General features: G+C 58.4%; 16 protein-coding genes. 3 read left to right on the top strand and 13 right to left on the bottom strand.

The genetic code is table 11. The features are described 5' to 3' along the window. Positions 1-172: 172 nt before the first annotated feature. From CQ019_RS08820 to CQ019_RS08775, 10 genes are all read right to left on the bottom strand, one after another. Positions 173-5,866: an SdrD B-like domain-containing protein gene (locus CQ019_RS08820; protein ID WP_105569477.1), complete on the bottom strand. Its 5,694-nt coding sequence runs from the start codon at positions 5,864-5,866 to the stop codon at positions 173-175. Positions 5,867-8,147: 2,281 nt separating this feature from the next. Further along, a complete protein-coding gene (locus CQ019_RS08815) occupies positions 8,148-8,837 on the bottom strand; it encodes an SDR family NAD(P)-dependent oxidoreductase (RefSeq protein WP_105569476.1) in 690 nt (229 codons plus the stop codon). Then, positions 8,830-10,086, bottom strand: coding sequence for an exo-alpha-sialidase (locus CQ019_RS08810; RefSeq protein WP_105569475.1), 1,257 nt, complete (start codon positions 10,084-10,086; stop codon positions 8,830-8,832). The genes CQ019_RS08815 and CQ019_RS08810 overlap by 8 nt, the downstream gene beginning before the upstream one ends. Before the next feature lie 86 nt (positions 10,087-10,172). Beyond that, on the bottom strand, positions 10,173-10,958 hold the full coding sequence (locus CQ019_RS08805; protein WP_105569474.1) for an HpcH/HpaI aldolase/citrate lyase family protein: 786 nt from the start codon (positions 10,956-10,958) through the stop codon (positions 10,173-10,175). A 27-nt stretch (positions 10,959-10,985) separates the two neighbouring features. Next, positions 10,986-11,948, bottom strand: a complete 963-nt coding sequence (locus tag CQ019_RS08800) for an aldo/keto reductase (RefSeq protein WP_105569473.1) — start codon at positions 11,946-11,948, stop codon at positions 10,986-10,988. Positions 11,949-11,997: 49 nt separating this feature from the next. Further along, the gene (locus tag CQ019_RS08795) at positions 11,998-12,861 is read right to left on the bottom strand and encodes an ABC transporter ATP-binding protein (RefSeq protein WP_258133895.1); all 864 of its coding nucleotides are present in this window, start codon (positions 12,859-12,861) and stop codon (positions 11,998-12,000) included. Beyond that, entirely contained in the window at positions 12,854-13,714 is an 861-nt protein-coding gene (locus tag CQ019_RS08790) for an ABC transporter ATP-binding protein (protein WP_105569472.1), read from the bottom strand. Before CQ019_RS08790 ends, CQ019_RS08795 begins: the two co-directional genes overlap by 8 nt. A 2-nt stretch (positions 13,715-13,716) precedes the next feature. Beyond that, positions 13,717-14,616, bottom strand: coding sequence for an ABC transporter permease (locus CQ019_RS08785; protein ID WP_105569471.1), 900 nt, complete (start codon positions 14,614-14,616; stop codon positions 13,717-13,719). Further along, a complete protein-coding gene (locus tag CQ019_RS08780) occupies positions 14,613-15,548 on the bottom strand; it encodes an ABC transporter permease (RefSeq protein ID WP_105569470.1) in 936 nt (311 codons plus the stop codon). Before CQ019_RS08780 ends, CQ019_RS08785 begins: the two co-directional genes overlap by 4 nt. Before the next feature lie 3 nt (positions 15,549-15,551). Further along, positions 15,552-17,129 carry an ABC transporter substrate-binding protein gene (locus CQ019_RS08775; RefSeq protein ID WP_105569469.1) on the bottom strand — a complete coding sequence of 526 codons (1,578 nt, stop codon included), beginning with the start codon at positions 17,127-17,129 and terminating at the stop codon, positions 15,552-15,554. 219 nt (positions 17,130-17,348) lie between these two features. Here CQ019_RS08775 and pdxA point away from each other — a divergent pair, with 219 nt between their 5' ends. Beyond that, positions 17,349-19,631 (top strand): 4-hydroxythreonine-4-phosphate dehydrogenase PdxA, encoded by a 2,283-nt coding sequence (gene pdxA, locus CQ019_RS08770; RefSeq protein ID WP_105569468.1) that lies wholly within the window; start codon positions 17,349-17,351, stop codon positions 19,629-19,631. Between the two features lie 29 nt (positions 19,632-19,660). Continuing rightward, positions 19,661-20,428: a DeoR/GlpR family DNA-binding transcription regulator gene (locus tag CQ019_RS08765; protein ID WP_105569467.1), complete on the top strand. Its 768-nt coding sequence runs from the start codon at positions 19,661-19,663 to the stop codon at positions 20,426-20,428. A gap of 137 nt (positions 20,429-20,565) precedes the next feature. On the opposite strand, the gene CQ019_RS08760 is transcribed toward CQ019_RS08765, so the two are convergent. Further along, positions 20,566-21,318, bottom strand: a complete 753-nt coding sequence (locus CQ019_RS08760; RefSeq protein ID WP_105569466.1) for an SDR family NAD(P)-dependent oxidoreductase — start codon at positions 21,316-21,318, stop codon at positions 20,566-20,568. Positions 21,319-21,512: 194 nt separating this feature from the next. On the opposite strand from CQ019_RS08760, the gene CQ019_RS08755 reads away from it, so the two are divergent. After that, entirely contained in the window at positions 21,513-22,988 is a 1,476-nt protein-coding gene (locus tag CQ019_RS08755; protein WP_105552645.1) for an AAA family ATPase, read from the top strand. Positions 22,989-22,998: 10 nt separating this feature from the next. Here the strand turns inward: CQ019_RS08755 and CQ019_RS18730 are convergent, their stop codons facing one another. Both CQ019_RS18730 and CQ019_RS08745 read right to left on the bottom strand, forming a co-directional pair. Then, a complete protein-coding gene (locus tag CQ019_RS18730; RefSeq protein WP_258133896.1) occupies positions 22,999-24,669 on the bottom strand; it encodes a cytochrome b/b6 domain-containing protein in 1,671 nt (556 codons plus the stop codon). Positions 24,670-24,745: 76 nt separating this feature from the next. Further along, positions 24,746-25,702 carry an electron transfer flavoprotein subunit alpha/FixB family protein gene (locus CQ019_RS08745; RefSeq protein ID WP_258133897.1) on the bottom strand — a complete coding sequence of 319 codons (957 nt, stop codon included), beginning with the start codon at positions 25,700-25,702 and terminating at the stop codon, positions 24,746-24,748. Between the last annotated feature and the right edge of the window lie 18 nt (positions 25,703-25,720).

Here is a 25,720-nt window from a genome sequence, read left to right as displayed (position 1 = left end):
GCGTTTATTGTCAGTTCATTATCCGGGGCGAGGCGCCAAGATGGGGAACCCGGTCATCCGGGTTCCCCATCTCTTTGGACACACACCAGCGGGGTGAGGGCTTTGCGGAAATATTTGCGGGCTAAGCCCCGGACCTGCTGCCAGCAGGTCCGGGGCTTAGCCGCTTATTTCCTTAGCTCTGCTGGCCGCGGCGACGTGCAGCCATGGTCAGGACTACACCACCAGCGGCGGCCAGTAGGCCGAGCAGCGAGTACCAGACAACTTCGGCACCGGTGTTAGCCAGGCCGTCCTTGTCCTTGCTATCGTTCGAACCATTCTGGTCCGAACCCTCGTTATCCGAGTCGTTCCCGGAGCCATCGTTGCCAACAACCTGGAAGTCGCCGGAGTCCAGGACCTTGCCGTTTTCATCCTTCGTGTTGACGGTGTAGGTGCCCTCCTCGGCGTCTTCCGGAATCTGCACCTTCAGTTCGAAGGCGCAGCTCTCGTCGATGACGACCATGCCCTTGGCACTGGCCTCGGCCAGGGAGAGCTCGATGGTTTTGCCGTCCACGCCGGTGATTTCTACCGTAATGGTCTCACCCTCGGTGTAGCCGGTGCCGTTGATGGTGATGTTCTCACCCGGGTTCACCTGCGTCGGGTTGATACTCAGCGCGGTCTCGGTTGCGCAGGTGTCGGTTGGGGTGTCGCGGATCGTGATGCTCCGTGACTCCTCATTGCCATCTGGGTCAACCGTGACGATCTGGTACTCACCGTCTTCGATGTCCTCCGGAATGACGAGTTCCGTGTGGATCTCGCCGTTCTCGTCGCTTTCAACCTCGATCTCGTGGATGACATTGCCATCCTTGTCACGCAGTTCGATCACGATCGGAGTGTTCGGCGCATAGCCTTCGCCATCGATGGTGATGGTGTCGCCCGGACCTGCATTGTCGGGGTTCACGGTGAACTCCGGATTCAGTTCCGAATCGCCATCCTGGAAGGTGATGCCTGCGTCAACCTCGGTGGTGGTTGGCGCGGACTGCGAGAGGGTGACCACGGCGCTGCGGCCGTTGTCGCCGGCATCAGAGTCGACTGCGCGGTTATCCCCTGCGGCCGAAGGCGAGAACGTTCCGCCCTGCGGTGCCACAAATTCAACCGTGTACTGGCCCTGGTTCAATCCTGCGAAGGAGTACATTCCATCCTCGCCGGTCACCGTGGTGATCGGGTTGCCTTCGGTGGAAAGTACCGCGTTGCCCTCGGCGTCGAGCAGGTTCACCCGCACGTCGCCCTGGCCGCGCTCGCCCTCGGACTGCAGTCCGTCGGCGTTCTCATCGAACCAGACGAAGTCGCCGATGGAGCCGTTGCCGGATCCGTCGCCGTTGCCGTTGCCTTCGACAACCACCAAGGTGGTGCTGTCTTCGTTGCCTTCGGCGTCGGTGGCCTGCACCTGGTACTGGCCCGGTGCCCGATCCGCTGGAACCATCAGCGCCACGCTGAAGTGTCCGTTGTCATCGGTGGTGGAGATGATTGGATCCCCCACCGGGTTTCCTTCTGCGTCGGTGAGCACCACGCGAATCTCGCTGTTTGGCGCGTAGCCCTCGCCGGTGACCTGGGTTTCTTCACCCGGCTGCACTTCGGCCGGGTCAACGGTCACGGTGGCTTCCTCCGCGGCCGGAGCGTCGACCACACCAGCGTCTACCCCGTTGTTGATCGGTGCGACATTGGTCAGGGCGACAACTTCGGTGCGGCCATTCTCTCCGGCATCCGAGTCAATGGCGCGGTCCGAGCCTTCCATAGCTGGTGCAAAGGATGCACCCTCCGGGGCGTCGAACTCGACAATGTACTGGCGGATGGTCAGCCCGGCGAAGCGGTAGGTACCGTTCTCGTCGGTGGTGGTGGTCTTCGGGTTTCCGGAGATGTCATTGACCGGATTGCCCTCGGCATCCAGCAGCTTGACGGTGACGCCGGACAGGCCGGCTTCACCCTCGTCCTGCAGGCCGTTGCCGTTGGCATCGCGCCACACGCGGTCGCCAAGCTGTCCCGGGTTGGAGCCATTGCCCTCATCCGGATTCGCGACAACCAGGTTGGTGGAGTCGGTGTTGCCCTCGGAGTCGGTGACAACAATCTGGTATTCGCCCGGTGCCGCGTCTTCTGGCACAGCTACCGGGGTTGTGAAGTGGCCGTTCTCATCGGTGGTCACCGTGATCGGGTCCCCTACCGGGTTCCCTTCGCCATCGGTGAGCTGCACCGTGGTCTCGGAATCCGGAGCGAATCCGTCACCGGTCACCTGGGTTTCCTCACCCGGAGCCACCTCGGCTGGATCAACGGTTACCGTTGCGTCCTCTACTGCCGGAGCGTCAACCACGCCGGCGTCAACACCCAGATTTACCGGTGCTGCGCTGGTGAGGGTCAGCACTGCGGTACGCCCATTCTCTCCGGCGTCCGAATCGAGTCCGCGGTCTTCTCCCACGCCTGCTGGCGTGAACGAAGCATCCTGCGGGGCTGCGAACTCGACGGTGTATTCACCCAAGACCAGGCCCGTGAAGCGGTACAAGCCGTTCGCGTCGGTGGTCGCGGTGATTTCGGCACCGTTGGTGTCGGTGACCGGGTTGCCCGAAGCGTCGAGCAGCTTCACGCTCACGCCGGCCAGGCCGGCTTCGCCGGAATCCTGGATGCCATCGGCATCCAGGTCGCGCCAGACACGGTCACCGAGTTCGCCGTTGGCATCTGGATTAGGGGTTTCGCCGCCATCATCCGGTTCGCCCACCGTCAGCTGGGTGCTGTCGGTGTTGCCCTCGGAGTCGGTGACAACAATCTGGTATTCACCCGGAGCTGCATCCTCTGGAACAGCTAGCGGGGTTGTGAAGTGGCCGTTCTCATCGGTCGTCACCGTGATCGGGTCCCCTACCGGGTTCCCTTCACCATCGGTGAGCTGCACCGTGGTCTCGGAATCAGGAGCGAATCCGTCACCGGTCACCTGGGTTTCCTCGCCCGGTGCCACCTCGGTCGGATCAACGGTAACCGTTGCGTCCTCTACCGCCGGAGCGTCAACCACGCCGGCGTCAACGCTCAGGTTCACCGGTGCAACGGAGGTCAGTGCGATCACCGCGCTGCGTCCGTTCTCACCAGCGTCCGAATCGAGTTCGCGGTCATCCCCGGCTGCTGCAGGAGAGAACGAGGCACCTTCCGGAGCGACGAACTCAACGCTGTATTCGCCCAGTTCAAGACCGGTGAAAGTGTAGTTGCCGTTGCCGTCGGTGGTCGCGGTTACCGGTGCACCATTGGCATCGGTCACCGGGGTTCCGGCGGCATCCAATAGGTTCACGCTCACGCCGGCCAGGCCGGCTTCGCCGGCATCCTGGATGCCATCGGCATCCAGGTCGCGCCAGACGCGGTCACCGAGCTCGCCGTTGTTGCCCGCGCCGTCGGCGTCGGTGACGGTGATTGGGTTGGTGGTTTCGTTGCCGTCGGCGTCGGTCACTACGACCTGGTAGTCGCCAGGTGCCGCATCCTCCGGGACCGGCAGGGCGTTGGTGAAGTTGCCGTCGGCGTCCACCGGCGCTTCGATCGGGTCGCCGACCGGATTGCCTTCGGCGTCCTCCAACTGAATGGTGACCGTGCTATCTGGCTGGAAGCCTTCGCCGGTGACCGTGGTCTCGTCCCCGGCAGGAACTTCGGTTGGGTCAACGGTGATGCTTGGGGTATCCGGGTTTTCGGCGTCATCCGCAACCAGGCCGGCGTCAACCGTGTCGGTGGTTGGCGCCTCTGCGGTCAGTGCAACAACCTCGGTGCGGCCGTTCTCGGCAGCATCCGAATCCACTGCGTCGTCATCACCCTGGTTGGCCGGTGCGAAGACCGAACCCTCCGGAGCGACGAACTCAACTATGTATTCACCGGCAGGAAGTTCTCCGAAGGAGTACTTGCCCTGATCATCGGAGGTCGTGCTGCGCGGCGTTCCGTCTTCGTTTGGAACCGCGGTGCCCGAGGCATCCAACAGGTTCACGGTGACGTTGGGAACTCCTGCTTCACCGGCATCCTGGACGCCGTTGGCATTGGCGTCGGCAAACACGGTGTCACCGATGATGCCGTTGCCTGGCTCCGGGGTCTGTCCCGGGTCGTTGACGGTCAACGGGCCCTGCACCGGGGTGCCGGTGGTGACGTCGGTGGCCACCACGTTGTATTCCCCTGGAGTTGCATCTGCCGGAACGGGCAGTGCGGTCTCCGGCAGGTTTCCTGCTTCGTCGGCCGGAACGGTGATCGCCTCGCCTACCGGGTTGCCCTCTGCGTCGGTCAGCTGGATCTGCACGTCGCCCGAAGGGGTGAAGCCGGTGCCGGTGACGTTGGTGGACTGCCCTGGATCAACTGCGGTGGGGTCAACGGTCAAGGCCGGAGTGATGGCATCCTCGACCGCATCGATGCGCACGCCGGCGGTACCGAAGTTCAGGCGCCCGGCATCCGCTGCCTGCAGCAGTCCCAGGCTCAATGCGGAAACTTCGAGGCTTTCGGTGACTTCACCGTCTGGGCCCACAGCAGTGGTGACGTCCTGGCGGTTCAGCTGCACCGAAATAACCTGGGACAGCAGGGTGAAGACCGGCTCAAGCAACTGTCGGATCGGCAGCGTGATGGCGCCGGTCTTCAGGTCGGTCAAGAGCGTTTCGAAGATGGCCTTGCCACCGTCGGAAAGGATGTAATCGCGGATTGGCACCAGCGCGGTCTGGACGATTGGTCCCACCACGGTGTTGATTGCGGTCTCCAGCGTGGCGCACAAAGCCGCGCCGCCCAAGCCTTCGGATTCGCAGACCACTGGCTGCGCGTCGCCCATGAGGTTGACGCTCCAGTTGGCGGTGGCGGTATTGCCCAGCGCCGAAACTCCGGCTTCGAGGTTCAGCGTGACACTGCCCAGTGCGCCCTCAATGGCGCTCACGGCGATGGCGACTACTTCTTCCATCAGATCGTGCACCGATTCGGCGATGATCGGGTAGATCTCGTTGCTGATCAGTTCCGTGTTCGGGTTCTGGTTGTTGATGCCATCGGGCAGGTCCACGCCTTCTGGACGTTCTCCCGAATAAGCCTTGTCAAGGTCGATGTACACCTGGCCGGTGGAGAAATCGATGGTGAGGATTTCATTCTTCGAGGTGATCGGCTGAGCAAGAATCTCGTCGAAGATCTCATCCTGCATATTCGATTCGATCGTGTAGTCCAGGGTTGCGCCCGCTGGCAAGGCGTCGGTGATGCTGGTGATCATGCTGGTCAGATCGCCAAGACCGCCAACGGTCTCCTCCATGAGCTGATCGATCTGGCCGATCTGCTCGTACAGGGTTCCGGCAACGGTTTCCACCACCGGGGACTGAAGCTCGAGGTTCGCTTCCGCAACTCGGTACTGGCCGGCTCCGCCGACTCCGTCCGGGTCCTGGAATTCTCCGTCAACAGCCTGCACCCACGCGCCACCGACTCCGGCGGTCAGCTCGGCTTTGTTCAGGATCTCGTCGGTGAGTCCGTCTACGCCGGTCTCTCGGAAGAGCGAGAGCAGGTCAAGCTTTGCGTTTCCGAAGTCCGCGGCTTGGCCGTCCAGTGTTACCGAACCATCGGCACCGGCAATACCGGTGATTGCTTCGCCGTTCTTGGCATCGGTTGCGGTGGAGCGCGAAAGCAAGGCTCCGAGCTCACCGTAGTCAATAATTTGGTCGATTGGTAGCTGCAGGCCGCCGAGGTCCAGCATCTCGCCGCCAAGCAGCGAGGCGTTTAGCGCGCCTTCGTCGGTTGCTGGTCCGCTTGGGAATAGCGCCCGAGTTTGCCCTCCGCCGGCGAGTTCCTGGCCGAGGAGGCTCAGGTCGATAATGCTGGCAGCAGATTCGGTTGCGTCATCTGGTGATGTGTTGATGTCTGCCATTGCTGGCAGTCCGAAGGACGTGATCGCTAGTGATGAAACTGTTCCTAACGCAAGTGGTCGTCTCCACCATCCAGCATTTATCGCTGGTGCATTCTTTCCACGCTCAGTGCGTCGCATCGAGACAGACTCCTTGATATTTTCGGCATATTGGTCGCTAACCCCAAGGTTTCCCCAAGAAACATCCAAGCTGGCCGTGAGCTGAAAAGCAAGTGATTCCGATTATTTTCTTAAAATGACGTTAATTTATTCTTAGGCGCTGACATGCTACTTTAAGTATTATCAACCAATTATATGTTTAAGGGTCAAGTAATTACGGATGGCCGCGGGCCTGAAAAATAGCGCAAAGAGCTAGGGAGGGGGTGCCGTGTCGAAAAAACATCAGCCGATTGCTCGAAAAGCGTGATGGCTAGTCGTTCGAGCGCCGCAGCGGGCGGTGATCATTCGAGCGGCAGGTCAGGAGCTGAGGTCCATTTAGAAGCGGATGACGTTACGAAAACTCATAAATAGTTGGCATTCAATCGCTCGTGCGAAGGATCCAGCAATAGGACGCATCAGGCATGGTTAGTTGAAGTAGCTAGCTAAGAGCAAAAGCATTTACGCATACCCCATGCGGAAACAGTTTGCGTCGACATAATAAGTATCCCCTTGTGAAAGTGATGATCTATTGGTCAAACGCGAGTAATTTTGACCCTACTATGCCTATGGAGAAGCTTGCAAGCCAAGCGCAAGAATTACTCCATTGCCTGCAGCTGACGTTTTGCAGGCTGTTGGCCCTTCATTCACTCTCGCTGCTCTGCGCCAACTCCGCGGAAGCAGTCTCGCTCGCTGAAGAACCTTGAGTTTTCAAGGCAGAACGTGTCAAGTGAATCGAAATTGAAAATATCAGATGAACTTGCGTACCCTCGCAGGTGTCATTTTTTAGCAGTATTTGACTAGCAAAAATTACCAAGTAATTTTTCAATAATTGCCCACTGCCAGCCAATTTGCGTACGGAGATCGCGACTTGGCGCTGCAAACGAGTTGCTGCTGCGGACGGACAAAGCCTGAAACAACGCACTAGGGGAAGGCGATACTTCCAGGAACAGCCAGCACTTCTAGAAGACGTCCCCCGCAATCCGCCCAATCAAATCCGCACACAAAGTCATGCATTCGGTCCTCCATGATGCTTCTTGATTACTAACCAAGAGACTGAGCCACGAGCACCGTTTCGTATCGTTGGCAGCCGCCCCGACCAGTATTACTGGAGGAAGATTCAGCACCGGATAGCCCTTGATGGAATAGCACGCAGGTCAGATCTCCCGGGGGATCGCCGGCGCAACGGCTTCGAGGGCTTGCCGATTGCCGTTGCTGGGAACGAGAGGCTTCGCGAAATATGCGCCGAGCTCGCACTACTCGCCTATGCATGCTCCAATACGGTTGCAGCTCACCTTGCTCATGTTCTAGAACGGTGAATTCGACAAGCGATTCGACGGCTTGACGGCGGCATGGCCGCAGCGGAACAGCGCTTGATGAGCATGGCGGAAGACTTGGTGTGACAACCTCCAAACGCCACTTCGAATGCGATATCTACGCTGTCTCGGTTCACGAGAAACGAGCCGCACGGCTTTGCCCCACGGCTTCTGCTAAATGCTGGGCGCCAATGGACTTATCGCTGGGTTGCACATTCCTCAGGCTCTGATGATTCAGGCAGTCTGTGAGACGCATTCTCCGACAGTTCTCGATATCGAAACCTTGCTCGGTTTCCATTACCGAGGGACCTCAGCGGATATATTGCTGAAGCCAATAAACTAAAAAATACAGCCCGGAGAAGCAAGCCTTCAGCGATGCTGGGACTATTTGGCGTCGAGCGACCTTGCCTAGTCGCCGATGGCTGTACGACACGCTGTCACGCAACCTTCTGGTTCGCGAAACATGGGTTATTTACCAAATCAGGCTCAGGTTTCACAAGCCAAACCGCTGACAGGCTCGCCGCGTCGATGAAGCGTAGCTCGGTTCGAGAAGTCTTTCGTTCTGCTGGCCAGACTTGCCGTCCAACATCAGGAGTAGCCAGAAGCTATAAATGTAGCCCGGTGCTGGCGGAGCATGCCGGTTTGCCGGCTCATTGATTCGCATCGCGTGTAGTGGGCGATCACGCACCTGCCAGAGTCGGTTGTGGTCGGAAAGCACCAATGGAGCTTCCAGACCATTTACTACGGTTGGTTCAAGCGGCTCTCCATCTAGATGAGCAATCCCCAATAACAGAACCCCAAACGAGGTGGGACCTCAATTTATGAGGATACCGCTAGCTTTTCAACGACGCACCACCGCAAATCGTCAGTACCTGTCCGGTAATGGACTTCCCGTGCTCGCCGATCAGGAAGCGTACGAGCGCAGCGACATCGTGAGGATCGACCAGGCTGCCCAGCGGTGGCGTGACCGGAGGAACCCCTCGCCGGCGCGGATCAATCATCATCGGGGTATCGGTCGGCCCGGGGGCCACGACATTGCAAGTTATGCCTCTGCCTGCCAGCTCCATGGCCCAACTTCTCGACAATCCGGCGAGGGCAGATTTGGTCGCCGAATATTGGCTTTTTCCCGCGACCCCGCTCATCGTTCGGCTACCGATTAGAATCACCCGTGCGCCGTCAGGAAAGCTTCTTGCGAAGACATTCACTAGCTCTGCGGGCGCCTGCACGTGCACCGCGAACATTTCGGCAAGGGATGCGCTCTCCATTTCGCCTAGTGCGCCGGTGGACATGAAACCGGCCGCGTGAATGAAAACTTCCGGAGGTTCCAGCTTCAACGCGAGTTGAGCTACCGCTCGGATGTCCCCCAAATCGGCCGGCACCCACAGAAAATTCTCGGCAAACTCATCGGCATAGTCTGGCTTGCGCCGGCTCAGACCCGTGACTTGGTACCCGGCACCAAGCAGCGACAAAGCAATAGCCGAACCAATGCCGGAGCTCACCCCGGTAACCAATGCTTTAGGCATCGGCCGGTTCCGTGTTCGTCTCGAAAGCATCTTGGTAAATCCATGACGGGTCTACCCGAACGTACTTGATGGCTTGGCGGAAGTACGTGTAAGCCAGATGCAACAGTCCATCCTGGCTCTGGTGGATAGAGGGATAGGAGAATTCGCGGTTCAGTCCCTCCCTTGAGTTATTCGATAGGCAGTACCCATCCCCTACCTCCAGGTCGCGACGGACCGTCCAGCTTTGGCCTCCGTCCTCCGAAATCGCAACTGTCAGCGGAGCGCGAGGCGTACCCCAAAACGCTTTTGGTTTGGTGACACCTTCGCCTTCAGCGGGCTCAGGCTCAAACGCAACCGGGCCATCAACTTGTTCGTCCAGACCCTCATCGTCAATTTCGTCATACAAGGAGAGCCTACGCTCGGTCTCGGCGTTTGCCCGCGAATGGTTGTAGATCAGTGCCAGGCGCCCATCGTGCATGGCGGTGAATTGAATGGAAGAGTTATTGTTCGGAAGTTCGGTTGCTACCGGCGCGGTCCATGAAACTCCTTGGTCTTCGGACTTCGAGAAGTAAATAGCATCTGCCCAGCGGCTGCGGTACAAGGCCATGAGCGAACCGTCGGCGAGCGCCGCAATGTTCATATGAACGCAGCCTAATGACCCTTCAATAAGCTGCTCCACCCAAGTTTTCCCCCCATCGCTGGACACCATGAGCGCCGAGTCATCTTCATCGCCCACCCATTTCTGCCCTGGGACCGTCGCGCAGCGGAAGATCGGAACGAGGATGCGTTCGCCTACGACTACCGGAGGCTGGCGTACGAATACTCCCCCGTGGGCGGTAGCCGCAAAAAGGGTCTCCGGTTCGCTCCAGGTCTCGCCGTTGTCGCATGAAATCCGGCGGCGGACCTCGGAAGTATCTTGATTTCCGGCATGCTGGGCCGTGTACAGCAACCACAATTCCTCTACATGCACGAACAGAATCGGGTTCTGCTCGGAGCGGGTTGCGTCATTGGACAGCTTCCTCGGCTCCGACCACTGTGATTCCCACGCTCCGGAAGCGGTTTTGTCTAAGTATGAAAAGTAAATGCTGATATCGGCCACTCCCTCCTGCGTGCCGCCGAACCAGACGCAACCGAGCCGTCCGTTGCCTAGCGTCATGAGGTTCGCGGCGTGGGACTGCACAGTTGGGGCAGGCAAGTAGGCGAAATTCAGGTCTTGTTCGTGACGAACAATTCCATCTGTGGAAATGTTCGAAAATTCTTTGAGTGGCATGCGTCCATGTCCTTATGGCTTTTTTCCGGCCGCGCAGGCGATACCCTGGCTCACCGATATTTTGAAATGCTGACTCGCTCTGGGATCTAGTGCGCGGGAATGCTGGCGAGCGCGTCCTTCAGGTGCGCGCTAGCCGTAGCTTCCAAATGCGTTAGGTCTGAGGCAACCGTTGCGAACGTGTAGCCCTGCGCCAACCGGCCTTGTGCGAGCTCACCGCTCGCATTGTGGATGCCTGCGGCAATGCCCGCATTTTTGGCTGCTTCCGCAACACGGACCAAAGCGGCCTCAAATTCATCTGCAATGGCCGGGTCGCCCGGAAAAGCGGCGCCGATGGCCAAAGCAAGGTCGCTGGGGCCTACGTACAACCCGTCCAATCCGGGAACAGCCGCGATTTCTTCCACATTTTCCAGCCCACCGGGTGTCTCAATCATGGCGAAGACCATGGTGGCGGCATCTGCTTCGCCTGGTTTTGGCCCAACGCGCAGAGCCGACCGCATGGGGCCATATGAGCGAATGCCGTGAGGTGGGTACTTGGCCGCGTTTACGGCGTCAGCAGCATCTTGTGCGTTGTTGACTAGTGGCACGATCACCGCCACGGCGCCGGCATCGAGTGCTTTACCGATTGCGGTGGCATTATTCGCTTCGACGCGCACCACGCCTACCGCTTGGGCCGAGGCGTCTATGGCCATCAAGCCGTTGAGTATTCCGGAGTATCCGAGCAGACCGTGCTGTGCATCCAGAGCGACATAGTCATAACCCAGTCGGGCAATTCGTTCGGTGGAAACCGGTGAGTCAAGCACTATCCAGTATCCGACGGCCGGCTCGCGATCGCGAATCTTGCGGACGAATTCGAGGGCAACGGGTGAAGTCATGAGGGTTATTTTCTTTCTAGTGGAGGATTAGCGGTTGTAGGCGGGCATCGGACCGTGCAGCGAGTTAGACTCCTGTGCGGCTGCATCTGCGATGTCTGCATCCAGTGGCCCCTTGGCGATCGCCGCGAGGTTTGATTCCAGCTGCGCTACCTTGGATCCACCAAGTAGGAGCGAGTCGACCTGCTCATGGTAGGCCAGCCAGCGGAACGCTAGTTCGATCAGGCTGATACCTGCGTCTTGGGCTATCCGGGTCAGCCCATCGATCACCTCGAAGAGACCAGCGTCCCAGTATCGCTCCGTGTACATTTTGGCTAGTCGCGAATCACCAAAGCGTCCATCGGTCGGGCGATTTTCGAAGCTGTGCTTTCCGCTGAGCAATCCACCGCCCAGCGGGTTGTACACCATGGTTTTCACGCCGGTTGCGGCGGCAAAAGGCAGGTACTCGGTCTCGATGCGACGACCAACCAGGTTGAAAAGCTGTTGGGCAACGACCGGCGCCGGGGCGCCAACCTCGGCTGCGACCTGCCGGGCCTGCGCGATCTGCCAGGCGGCAAAATTGGAGACCCCTAGAGACAGAATCTTGCCCTCTTCGGCGAGCTTTGCCACCTCACCCATTGTCTCTTCGAGCGGAGTTAGATAGTCGGGCTGGTGCAGATAGAAAAGATCCAATCGGTCGGTGTTGAGCCGACGCAGGGAACCTTCAACGCTGCGCCGAACTGCCACCGGAGAAAGCAAGGCGTCCTCTTGCGCGTCGGCATGCGGCATCCCAGCTTTGGAAGCCAAAAATACTTCGTCGCGGTGGCCTTCGAGCAACTTGGCCAGCAATTCTTCCGTGACACCGCCGACGTAGGCGTTGGCGGTGTCGATATGGCGGATGCCTGCGTCCAATGCCGTCCGAAGGATCGCTGCGCTGGTGGAAGCGTCTGCGGTATCCCCGAAGGTCATCGTGCCCAAGACTAGTTCTGCGCCCGGGTTGCTTCTTGTTGTCATTGACGTTTCCTTTGGTAAGTCAGGAGATTTGGGGGTGGTTCAGCGGCACCTATTTTGCGGATGAACTGCTCAGGGCCGAGAGCAGATACCGAGGTTTCACGCCCTGCATGATGCTTGGGTCGAGGGCCGCGCGGCGAAGGGCCCGGGTATATTCGGCTTTCGGAGCGCTGAGCACTTGGCTGGTTTTCCCTAGTTCAATGAGCTCTCCGCGTCTCATGACCATGGTGTGTTCGCTTATTTCCTGAACCACACCCAGATTGTGTGAGATGAACACGTAGGAAATTCCGGTTTCCGCTTGAATCTCTGCAAGTAGTCTCAGCACCTGGGCCTGTACCGAAACGTCCAAGGCGCTGGTGGCCTCATCGCAAACCAGCAACTCCGGTTTGGAAGCCAGCGCACGGGCGATGCCGATGCGCTGGCGCTGTCCGCCGGAGAATTCATTAGGGCGACGATAAAGTGAATTTTCGGAAAGGCCCACTCGGTCCAATAGTCGTTTGGCTTCCTTGGTCCGCTCGGCTGAGGAATGCACCCTCTGGATCTTCAACGGCTCGGTAATAATTTCTTCGGCCGTCTGGCGCGGGTCCAAAGACCCATAAGGATCTTGAAAGACCATCTGAAATTTGTGCCGTAGCGGGCGAAGCGCCGATTCGTTGAGCGACAACAGGTCGTTGCCATCCAGGACTATGGAGCCGCTCGTTGGCTTGATCAACCGCATGATCGATTTGGCCACGGTGGATTTGCCACATCCTGATTCGCCCACGATGGCTATAGTTGATCCGCGCTGCAGATCGAAGGAAACGTCGTTAACTGCCCGGAACGGACCTTTGCGAGTGGAATACTCCACAACCAAGTTCTTGACCGACAGAAACGGTTGGCTGCCCTTGGCGGCTGTGGCTTTCAAGACTTCAGACACGGGATTCCTCCACTGATTCTAGTTCGTCCCAGGTTCCCAGGCGTGGCACGGCCGCCAGGAGGTTGCGGGTATATTCCTCTTGCGGATCTTCCACGATTTGATGCGCACCACCCGATTCTACGAATCGCCCACCCTGCATGACGTGGATGGTGTCCGAAACTAGCCTGGCCACGCCGATATCGTGGGTAATCATCAGAATTGACGTTCCGCTGGTTTCTTGAATTTCTAGCAGCAGATCCAGGATTCCGGCTTGGACGGTGACATCCAATGCGCTGGTGGGTTCATCGGCTACCAGCAACTCCGGTTCGCTGGCCAAGGCGATGGCGATCAGGACTCGCTGCAGCATGCCCCCAGAGAGCTGGTGAGGGAATTTCTTCAGCTGTTCATCAACGAGTGGAATGCGAACCTGCTCCAGTAGCCTCACGGCTTTTGCCTGGATGGCATTTTTGCCCTTCTCCCGCCCCGCCACCTTGATGGCTTCGCGCAGCTGGGAACCTATGGAAAGCACCGGGCTGAGAGCGGTCATTGGGTCCTGCGGGATAAGCGCTAAACCGCGTCCACGGTACCTGCGTATCGCTTTCGGGCTGGACAATACGTCGTTGCCATGGATCTCCACCGTTCCCGAGAGCACCGCGAGGTCAGGAGGCAAAAGCTGCAGCATCCCCATGGCGGTGGTCGATTTGCCCGATCCCGATTCACCAATGATGGTGACGGTCTGGCCACGCCTAATGGAAAAATTGACGTTGTTAACGGCTTTGAAGATGCCGTTGTCGGTCATGAGCTCGACACTGAAATTCTGGACCTCGAGAACCATCGCCGGGCTGCTTGCCCGCTGTTCGTTGGGATTGCTCATGGCTAGGCTTCCTTTCGTGCTTTGCGGCGGGGACGTCCGTCGCGAAGGGCATCGCCTAGGAGGTTTACCCCGACGACCAGGGCCACGATAACCAAACCCGGCAGCGTGACCATCCACCATGAGGTGGTGATGTAGTCCTGACCGTCCGAAATCAGTCGACCCCAGGTGGCAAATGGCCGCTGTGGTCCGGCGCCCAAAAAGGACAGGGCGCTTTCGAGCAGCACTGCCTGGGCCAGCAACAGCAAGATGACCAGGCTGGCCTGTTTGAAGATATTCGGGATGACGTGTTTCAAAAGGACGGAAAGTCGGTGAAGGCCCAGCGTCTTTGCGGCATCCACATAGGGTTTTTCACGTTCCACCAGAACGAGCGACCGGGTAAGACGCGCTACCTCCGGCCATTGCGCAATAGCAATCACACCGGTGATCACCGGAATGGAGGGACCGAACAAGGCAACGACCAGCAGCAACATCATCAACAGCGGCAAGGACATCTGCGCCTCGAGAATGCGTGAAATGATCGTATCCGCCCAGCGACCATAGAACCCGGCAATCGATCCAAGAATCACTCCGATAGCACCTGAGACGACTACTGCCAGCAGGCCGATCATCAATGAGGTCTGGCCTCCGAAGAGAATGCGGGAGAGCAAGTCGCGCCCTAATTCGTCGGTGCCAAAGAAGTAACCTTCGCTGAGCGGGGGCAAACGGCGCGCGCTGAGATCTTGGGCGTTGGGGTCTGCAAGCGGCAAGAAGTTTGCCAGCACGATGGGCAGTACCACGAGCAACGTCAGAATCGAGCCGGCCCAAAGCTTGATCCGGGTTGACCGGGCTTTTCGCGCCGCAGCCGAAGCCTTGAGACGTTGAGGTGTTACGCCGGTTCGGGGCGATTGGGTTGCGGTGCTCATACCGAAGCTGCCTTTCCGAGTCGAACACGAGGATCAAACAATGGATAGGCCAAATCGATGAGCAGTTGCACGGCAACGGCTAGTAGCGCCGTGATCAACACGGTGGCCTGAATGAGTGGGTAGTCGCGAGTTTCCAGAGCTCGCACGATCAGCGAACCAACGCCCGGCCAGCCGAAGACAACTTCTACGACAACGACGCCGTTGAGCATGGCCGCGAATCGAGTGCCTAAGGCGGTGAAGACCGGAATGCCTGCATTGCCTAAGGCATAGCGCCAGGTTAAGGCCCTCTCGCTGACACCGCGGGAACGAGCCACCGTGAGGTACGGAGAGTTGAAGTTGTTCACCATCTCGCGCCTGACCATTCGAGAAACCAAGGCGATCTGCAAGATCGCCACCGTGAGCGTGGGAAGGAATAGACCACCCCAGGTGGTGAACCCGGAGGCGGGGAAGATGGGAAGTAGTACCGAGAACCCCGTGAGCAGCATGATGCCCGTCCAGAAGTCCGGCATGGACTGCCCCGCCACGGTCACCACATTGACGCCGAGTTCCGAACCGGTGTCTGCACGGCGCGCCATCCACATGCCTAGCGGAATGGAAACTAGCGCCGCCAGAACAATGGAGGAAGTAGCCAGCGTTAATGTGTAGGGAAGTCGTTCGAGAACGACTTGCATTGCCGGGGCCTGGAAAGAGTAAGACGTGCCGAGATTCCCGGTAAACAGCTGTCCGATAAAGATCAGATACTGCTGGAAGACCGGGGCTTCGAGGCCAAACTGCTCGCGGACCGCAGCGAGCTGCTCGGTGGTCGCCAACGGGCCGGCGAATGCCGCGGCCGGGTCACCCGGGGCCATGCGGATCAGCAAGAACACCACCGAAATCGTCATGAATACGGTCAGCAACCCCTGGCCAATGCGTTTAGGCAGGTATGTAAGCATGTTTCAGCTCTCCAATCCGATATTGACCAGTGGGTACGAGTTAGCTGCAGACAACCCGAGATCTTGCACTCGGTTTCGTCTTGCGAGAATTGACTTTGGCACGAAGGCCCAAGCGCACGGCCAGGTATCCCAGGCGGCCTGCTGGGCAACTTTCAAATACGTTGCGCGTTTGGAATCATCGACCTCGATGGTGGCACGCGCTATCTTCTCTGCGACCGAGGGAACGACGTACCCCTGGTAGGTATCCCGAGTTTTCTCTTTTTCTGCGGTGCCCGCATACATGCCTTGCAACATGGTGATTGCCAACCCCGTCGGGCTGGAGAATCCGTTGCCCAAGAGGTCCCAATCTCCCTCCTTGCCCTGCCGCCATTGAAGAATGTTGCCGCCGGGTTCAAACTGCTGCAGTTCGGTGGAGACGCCGATGTCCCCGAACATCTGCACCAGGGCTTCCATAATGGCGGTATCGGAAGGGAATTCTCCGGTTTCCCAAATGATCTTCAGCTTCAGCTTCTCTACTCCAAGATTCGCCAGTTTTTTCCTGGCCTTCGCCGGGTCGTAGATGAAGTCGCCGGTTTTGGCATGCCCGAACAAGCTCGCCGGGGTCACACCCTGCGCTTGCTCAACTGAATCGATGAGGACATCATGTACCAGCGACTGGCCGTCGATGGCAAAGGAGAGGGCTTCCCTGACGCGTGCATCGCTGAGCGGATGAGAAGACGGCTTGCGGAAGTTGTAGAAAATCTGGTTCATGCGCAACGAAGATGCGGTCTCAATGCTGACGCCCGGTAGCCCACTGAGTTGTTCCATCGAGTTCGGGGAGATCGAGTCAATGATGTCGACTTCTCCGCTGCGCAGGGCGATGACACGAGAGGACTCCTCGGGCAGGAAACGTACATTAACGCGTTGTACCGCAGGTGCCTGACCCCAGTATTTCTCGTTGCGCAGTAGTTCGTAGGTGCCCGCACCGCGATTAAAGGATTCGACAACGTAGGGTCCGGTGCCCACTCCGGTTTGCAGTTCTTCAGGTTCGTTGTCTTCCGCCGGCGAGATGAGAATCAGGGCCATCAGCGCATCCAGAATGGGAATGGGAGCCTTCGAGTCCAAGTGGAATTCACGCTCATCAACCGGATTCACTGTGGGGAATTCGGGGAAGAACCCCGCCACGAAGGACCCTTGTACCTCTGAATACATCTTGAGGGCAGTAGCAACGTCCTCAATTTTTACCGGACGTCCGTCAGAGTAGGCCACCGCCTCGCGCAGCTTCACCGTCCACCGTGTGGGACTGACCATTTCGAAAGATTCGGCCAGCATCGGCACTGGGGTGATGTCGGGGCCGATTGCGGTCAGTCCTTCTCTTACCGCTCGCTGAACAGTAACCGCGGCGTCGAACTGGTTCAGTTTGTTATCAAGGGATACCAGTGAACGATTCAGCGCGAGGGTCAGCGTATCTTTTCCCGGCAACCCCGTGGGTCCGGCACAGGCGGAAGCGCCAACTCCGATACTCGCAAAGAGTCCAGCTGCACCCGCAAGACGCAGCAGCTGGCGCCGCGACATGTTGGGGCCAGAGAATGTTGCGGTCATATTCGACTTCTCGATTCGTCGTATGGAGCGTCGTTGGCCCGTACCGGTTAGTGGGCGACTCGCTCACGTTGCTTGTTGTAACTCATGTCACCTTGCCACGTGTGCGCGAAATACGCAATAGCGATAGCGTGTTTCGCGCAACTGTGTCATGATGAGTTACAAATCAACGAACTTCGAGGCTTTGCAGGAAAGAACGAATAGGAGGTGAACTGCCGAACCATGAACCCGATCAAGCCAGATCCGCAGGCCCAGGAAGCTTCCGCCGATACGCCGAAGGCATCACGCCAGGTGCTCATCTTGTCCGATGATTTCACCGGCGCTTGCGAAGTGTCCCTACCGTGGGTCACCCAGGGGTACCAGACGGCAATTTCCCTAGATCAAAGGCAGGCAACACCAGCAGCGGTCCAAGTCCTTGACCTGAATACGCGTTACTCGGGCTCTGCCTCTGCAGAGAAAAAGGTCGAGGCAATCGCTCGCGCTGCAAGCGAAAATACGCTCCTCGTCAAAAAAATCGATTCCCTTTGGCGCGGGAACATCAAGGCAGAACTCGGAGCGTTGGCGAACGCCGGATACAAACTTGTTATCGCAGGAGCGCTGCCACACCTAAACCGCACGGTTCTCCATGGCAGCCCACTCATTGGCGGATTCCCCCTGGGGCAAACCGAGACCTGGAGCATCGAGCGGAACCAAGCGCCTCGGCAGATCGAAGACCTACTCACGAACATCACCTCGCAGCGCCTGGCCCGACCGACGGCCGCGACCTATGCTTGGAAAACCGCACTGAATAAGTCGCTGAGCGAGGCTCAAGCGATCATCGTTGATTGCGAATCCGACGAGGACTTAACTCGCATTGCCTGCGCAGTCCTGGGCTTGGAATCTGCTAGAAATCCTTCCGATTCAAGAATTGCGCTCGTTGGCACCGGAGCGCTCAATGCTGCCGCTGCCGCAGAATTCTCAAAACATTTTCGGGCAAGAGAGCTGGCTGCCGAAGGACCGGCCGGCCTCTCACCAATCGAGCAATCCGCCAGACCGATCCTTGGAATTGTTGGATCCGCTTCTGGCCGCTCGGGCGAACAACTTGCAGCGTTCCGCAAGCTCGGGCACCACACCTCAGAGATCGCGGACGAGGTCATTGGAAACTTGAGTCAATCTCAATTTTCCATCCTCTCTGGTCCGGCAACACTGGGCGACCCTTCCATGATTTTGAACAACCTGAAACTGCAGGCTCAAAAAATACTGGCCTGCGCTCCCAACGCAGATCTTTTCCTCACCGGAGGAGAAACGGCACGAACCATCCTTGATGATCTGGGCATTTCCACCCTTGAACCGCTCCTTCAGTTGGAGCCGGGTGTAGTGATCTGTCGATCAACGGACGGAAGGCTCATCGGCACCAAGCCCGGTACCTTCGGCAGTACCCATATCCTCAACAATGCACTCAAAACTTTGCGCACTTTGCGCACTTCAGAATCCCAGGAGCAGCTAAACGTGAATACCATCTCTCAGGACCAACGACCATATATCGCTGTCACCATGGGTGATGGTGCGGGCGTTGGCCCAGAAGTAACCGTCGGAGCATTACTAGACGAACGTGCGTACGGTTCGTGCCGCCCGGTGGTTATCGGGGACACTCGGCGTTTGCGGTTAGGGGCCGAGGCACTCGGCGCAAAGGCCGACATTGTTGAAATCACCGATATTTCCGAAGCCGAGTTCGTCGCAGGACGCATTAATGTCATTGATCCGCACCTGCTTTCCGAGGATCTGCCTTGGGGCGAGGAATCTGCCGAAGCTGGCAACGCCGCCTATCACTACATTCGCATCGCTTGCGAACTCGGAATGGCTGGAGAAGTTCAAGGCATCTGTACGGCACCATTGAACAAGGCCGCCCTGCATAGTGCCGGGCATATTTATCCCGGGCACACGGAATTACTCGCTCATTTCATGGGCGTTGAAGAGGTCTCAATGATGCTTTCGACCCCGAAGGTCAAGGTTATTCACGTAACCACCCACGTTGGCCTCATTGACGCAATCACCAAAATTGAGCCAGGCTTGGTGGAACGCACGGTTCGCCGAGGCCATGATGCATTGGTTCGCGCAGGGAACCCCGATCCGAAAATAGGGGTTTGCGCCATCAATCCCCATGCCGGTGAAAACGGACTGTTCGGATACGGCGAGGAAGAAACCAAAATCGTCCCCGCCTTGGAGAAGCTGCGCGCAGACGGAATCGATGCGGTTGGGCCGCTACCGGCCGACACGGCGTTCTTCCTGGCCGGGCGTGGCGACTACGATTTGATTGTGGCCATGTATCACGACCAGGGACACGGTCCGGTGAAGGTCTTGGGCATTGAAGCCGGGGTAAATATCACCGTCGGGTTGCCCGTTATCCGCACTTCGGTGGATCATGGAACGGCTTTTGACATCGCCGGCAAGGGTATTGTCGAGGTGGGAAGCATGATTGAAGCGTTGGCCCAATCCGTCGCTCTAGCCGCGGTTCCGGTCCGCTAGCTCACAAATTCGATTTCTGGGGGAAACTCATGTCAACGAGTGCAAAGGTTCGTCAAGGTGAAATCCTTGAGCTCGCCCACACAAGCGGCCTGGCGAGCGTCGAGGAACTTTCTGAACGCTTTGGGGTCACTGCCTCAACCATTCGCCGCGATCTGTCGAGATTGACCTCAGAGGGCAAAATCGCCCGAACCTACGGCGGCGCAATGGCGCTGAACGGCCAGGTTGTTGAATCGACGTTTAGGCAACGAAATAAGCAGAGTACGGCCGCGAAGCGAGCCATCGCGCGAGTTGCTCGTTCCATGGTGGACCCGGGACAGACAATATTACTTGACTCGGGTTCCACCGTCGCGGCCCTGGCTCACGAACTGCGTGACAGCTCAAATCTCACGGTCGCGACCACATCCTTGGTTGTCCTGGATGAACTTGCCGACGCGGAGGAAGTGCATGTCGAGTGCATTGGTGGCACATTGCGGCATTCCAGTGCCGCCTTTGTCGGCCCCTTGGCCGAGTATTGCCTGGATCGCATGAGCTTCGACATCGTATTCCTCGGAGCAGACGGCGTCACGCCGAGTGCCATCTGCGAAGCCGATCTTGTGCAAACGCGCCTGAAGGAGAAAATGACCACTCGTGCCACAAAAGTTGTGGTGCTTGCCGACTCTTCGAAACTAAATCAAACACCGTTTCATGCGTGGGCGCAGTTGCCTGCCCAATGGATCCTGGTGACCAATTCGGAAGCTCCGCGAGAGCAAATCAAGCCATTTGAAGATTCCGGGGTCACCGTGCATCTCGCGCCCTAGCGGCATCCGTCAGGCGATATCTGTCGCCTGCATCTTTAATTGGCGCTATTCCTTGGCCAAAGCCTCCGCAGGATCTAGACGCACAAGAAGCGGGTGACGGCACAGTCATGCACCACCACCCGCTCCGGCTGAAGTCGTTAAACTGCGGTGTAGCCACCGTCGACCAGGTGGTAGCTGCCGGTAACGAAGGACGCCGCGTCACTGGCCAAGAAGGCAACGAGCTCGGCGACTTCCTCGGGCTTGCCCAAGCGATTAATTGGGTGCTTGGAAACCAAGGCATCGTAGGCTTCCTTGGGCATTTGCTGCAGCAGCGGGGTGTCGATGAAGCCTGGAGCCACGCTGTTGACGCGCACACCTTCGGTGGCGTACTCAACGGCAGCGGTCTTGCTCAAGCCCACCACGGCGTGCTTCGTGGATACGTAGGCGGAGCTCCCGGCGAAGCCTACCGAGCCGAGGATCGAAGCCATGTTCACGATAGAACCGCCACCGTTCTCGCTCATGGCGACCGCTTGGGCGCGAGTGCCACGGAAAATCGCATTCAGGTTCACCGACACGACCTTGTCCCAGTCCTCATCGGTCAGCTCGCCAACCTTGGCGGCGCGGCCGCCGATACCGGCGTTGTTGACACCGACCTTCAATGGGGCCATCGCGTTGGCAGCCTTGATGGTTTCCTCGACAACTTCCGAGGAGCTGGCATCTCCAGTTACTGCAACGGCTTCGCCGCCGCTGGCCATGATTTCCTGCACGGTAGCCTCGGCCGCGTCTGCGTTTAGATCTTGAACTACGACCTTGGTTCCGTTTGCAGCCAAAAGAATGGCGATAGCCTGGCCGATTCCGGAGCCTGCCCCGGTGACGACTGCCGAACGATCTGCTACATCATACTGAGCCATGGTGAACTCACTTTCTGCTCCAAGATGGTCACGGGATTTCCGTTGGCCCTATACCAAGGACGCTACTCCGAATCGGACCAAGTGTCGATGACGCGTCAATCAAACCACTATGCTTTCGGTCACGAGCTCTCTAACGCTAAATATCGCGAGATAAGGACTCCCAAGTCGCCCTGACGTGCTGGTAGGCTCAGGCCATGGATCCAGATTTGAGTTCATTCATCACTTCCTTCGCCCGTATAGCTCAGCTGGCGGAGCAGAATCGTCCGGATCGAGTGGGTCGATTATTGACCGCTGCACTCGAAGCGCATTTAGGTGTCGCACCAGCATCGCTTCCGCTAATCGTTGAGGCTTTCGGTGCTCACCGTTTGGCCGATGCCAACATAGTCCTCGATGAGCTCGTGGCCGCAGACGAAAATTCGTCGCTTATAGGCGTCAGCGGCCAGCAACGCCATCACGCAGATTTCTCGGATCTTTTGGACCCGAACGGCGAACGCGGAATTATCGGCGAACCTGATTACACGTCTCTCCCCGTCGGCCCAGGTGAGCAGCAACGATTCCTAGGTTCAGGCATTCACCTGTTCAAGATCCATGGTTCGGCCCTCGCGGTCTATTTACGTCAGGCGAACCCGGAATACGGCCGCCTCCAAGCGCGTCTGGAGATCTTGAGCGCCGACCCACGAGCAGGCGATCTCTTCTTGGTCGACTTCCGCGAAGCCATGCGCACTTCCAGTATTTTCCGTGGCCATGTCATTTCATTTAAGACCAGCGACTATGCCGAGTCGACCGGCGGCGTCACCTTCCATCACCGCAAGCAGATGTCCACCGAAGAGCTGATCCTTCCAAACGGTATCCGTGAGCGCATTGAAGAGCAGGTTCTAGGGGTAGGACAACACCGCGAATTCCTAGCGGCACATGGCGCGCATCTAAAACGCGGAGTCCTAATGTACGGCCCTCCCGGTACAGGAAAGACCCACACCGTACGCTACCTGTCGGCAAAGGCGACCGAGCACACGGTCATCTTGCTTACCGGAAATACGCTGCCATTGGTATCGCACGCTTCGGAGATGGCCCGCGCCCTGCAGCCAGCCATCGTCGTGCTTGAAGATTGCGATCTGATTGCCGAGGACCGCAGCTTCGGACACGGCCCACAGCCATTGCTCTTTGAAGTCCTGGACGCCATGGACGGACTGGCGTCGGACGCAGATGTAACCTTCCTGCTAACTACCAACCGTGTGGAATCCTTGGAACGCGCTTTGGTGCAACGTCCCGGGCGCATCGACCTCGCTATGGAAATCCCCCGTCCCGACTTCGACGGTCGCAAGGCATTGATCAACCTCTACGGAGCGAAACTAAACATTGCCCCGGAAACCGTTGAGTCAGTGGCCGAAACCATCGAAGGAACTACCGCGTCCTTCACCCGTGAACTGGTGCGCCGAGCGATTCTTGCCGCAGCCATTGCTGGGGTAGTACCGCAAGATGCACATTTGGTCGCTGCAGCTGAAGAACTCATGGGTGACACGGCATCGTTCACTCGCAGCTTCTTGGGTGGAACCGAGAGCCCTGATTTTGGCAACGATTTAGGCGGCGAAGAAGACGGAACCTACTTCGGCTGGGTTGAATCCGGCAATGGAAGCCAGTCCACGGTTGAATACCGTGAAGATCCCTTATGACCTCGTTAGCCTAGTTCTTTGAAACCTTGCCCATGGCTCCTGCAATTGGGCGGATAAACATGGGACTGGTTAGGAACCATGCCGCGGCGACGGCTACCACCGAGATTCCGAAGACCACCAATCCCCAGAAATCAGCTACGTCTCGGGACGTGAACATGTGATTGAGGTTTCGGCGCGCACCGGTAAAAAACACCAGGAAGACGTGAACAAGAGTGAAAGCGACAAAGTAAACCATGACCGGAATGTGTACAGCTCGCGCCAATTCAATGGGGTAAAGCTTTGAGAGTTTCTCATTCTTCGCAGGCCACCAGGTAGACATGCGTGCACCTGAAATGATTGCCAGCGGCGCTGCGACGAACACCGTGATGAAGTAGGCCATCACCTGCAATGCGTTGTAGTGGATCCAACCGTTTTCTTCGGGCCAGTCCAATGAAAGATATTGGAGGCCGGCGGAGGCCATATTCGGAAAAACATCCCAACTAGTTGGGACAATGCGCATCCAGAAACCGGTGATGAATAGCGCAGCAACGAACAGCAACCCGTTGACCACCCACGCCACGTCCAGCAGCTGATGCAGCCATTGAGTAATCGAGATCTTCTTCGGCGGCTGATTTCCCGGGGAGAAGAAGGAACGTTTCTTGGCCGTCCAAAACCCCGGTGGCTTATTCTGCAGACGCACTTGCAATCCTGAACGCACAATCAAGACCATGAAGAACATATTGAGAAAGTGCTGCCACCCGAGCCAGGCAGGAATGCCCTCAGGCGTAGAAATCGGCTGGCTCGCATGTCCTGGGTATGCTGCGATGAATTCTTGGACCGAGGAGGTGGAACGCAGCCACTGAGCGGCAAGGACTGCGATGACAGCGATTGCCAGAAGCCCGCCAATCTGCAGACCGCGCTTGGCATATTTGGACGGTGTTTTACTGGCATTTCGAGAATCCAGGTTCACATCGCCATTTAAAGCATTTGCGGAGCCCGTGGAATTTTCCGATGCCAAGCTCTTCGCCGAGCGCTGAGCGGGCTCGCGCTTGCCATCAGCAATTTCAGCGGAGGCACGTTGGGCGTATTCGTCGGACGCGGGCTGCGATGCTTGGCGCAGGCGCTGCCGTTCCGGAACCGAGGATGCTTCGCCAGCAGCACGGTTGCTGGCTGCTGCAGGGATCTGCTGGTTGAATGACACGCTCGCCGGTTCGTTTGCCGGCCTGGATTCTTGCAGCGCGACAACTACCGGCACCGTCGATGGACCAGGCATGCGCCGGCCTCTATTAAGGGCCGAGCCCTGATCCTTGCTGGGAACTTCCCGGAGCTGATCATGAGAAACAGCAGCGTCAATTTCCGTGCGAGCTGGTGGCTGGGCGTTTTCAGCGGCAGGACTATTCGTGGAGACGGCCGTGGCCGTTCCGTACGGTGCGGAGGAGGAAACAAGCAACGGCGCATTTGACGCGCCCGCCATGCGGCGGCGGTTGCCGCCTGCCGGAGGAGTTGCAGCGGTTTCGGCGTGCGCAGGCTTGCCGGCAACGAGATCCTCCTGGGCTTGGAAACTTGAAGGCTCCGGCTGCGGCTGTGCTTCGATGTCCTTGCGCATCGGTGCTTCTCCGCCATTGCGGATTAGGTCCGGGGCCAGCGGAGGGATTCCAGCCATGCGCCGTTTCTGGCGTACCGGGTTTCCGATCTCATTCACGCGTTTCGCTCCATTACTATTCGCATTCACAGCCAAATCGTTCAAGTTCCCAGCTTGGGTACTTGTTCAGTTCTTGCTAGTTCCTGCGGGCGTTGATTTCGTCTACGATCCGAGGAACTACAGAGAACAAGTCTCCGACGATGCCGAAGTCGGCGATCTCAAAAATTGGTGCGTCCTCATTTTTGTCAATGGCCACAATGGTCTTGGCCGTCTGCATGCCGGCACGGTGCTGAATGGCTCCCGAAATGCCCAAGGCAATATAAAGGTCAGGTGATACTGCCACACCGGTCTGTCCCACCTGGTAGCTCTGCGGAACATAGCCGGCATCCACTGCCGCACGTGACGCGCCCACGGCCCCGCCGAAGACGTCCGCCAGCTGTTCCACGAGGTGGAAGTTCTCCTTGGAGGCAACTCCTCGGCCTCCGGATACCACCACCGGGGCGATGTTCAAGGCCGGGCGTCCGCCGTCGTGGGCAATCTCGTTCGAGCTGACCACGTGCGCTCCCGTTTGGGATGATTCCGGAACCGAGATGATCTCCACGCTTGGCTCAAGCGGCGCGGCCCGATGGGAAATGCTTCCCGAGCGCAGGGTCGCAATCATGGTGCCGCCCTCGACCGTTGATTCCGTGACGAAGTCTCCGCCGAAGACCGAATGCTTGGCGATGATCTCCCCCTCTTCCAACGCCACATCGATTGCGTCGGCTGATACCGACGAGCCAAGGCGCGCGGCCAGTCGTCCGGCGATCGCGCGACCGCTCACGGAACCATCCAGGAATACGCCCAACGGCGCCTGCTGGACAATGCACTGCTGCAGCAATGCCACCTCGTCGGTGGCAAACCGGTGGGCTCGCTCAGCGGAGAGGGTTCCGACGATGACCTGTGCCGCGCCCAGCTCGCCCAGTTTCTCGCCGATGATCCCGGCATTCGCTTCGCTGCTGAGTGCCACCACGATTGGCTCGCCCACGGCAGCTGCGGCACCGATCAGGGCGGCCACGCTGCCGAGCGGATTGCCGTCGGCGGCGGTCTCGGCCATTACAAGAATTTTCGACAT

Origin of the sequence: Arthrobacter sp. MYb229 (assembly GCF_002975405.1) — a bacterium.
Taxonomy (GTDB): domain Bacteria; phylum Actinomycetota; class Actinomycetes; order Actinomycetales; family Micrococcaceae; genus Glutamicibacter.
Note: the sequence above shows the minus strand (reverse complement) of the source record. Positions and strands in the feature narration are given on the sequence as shown.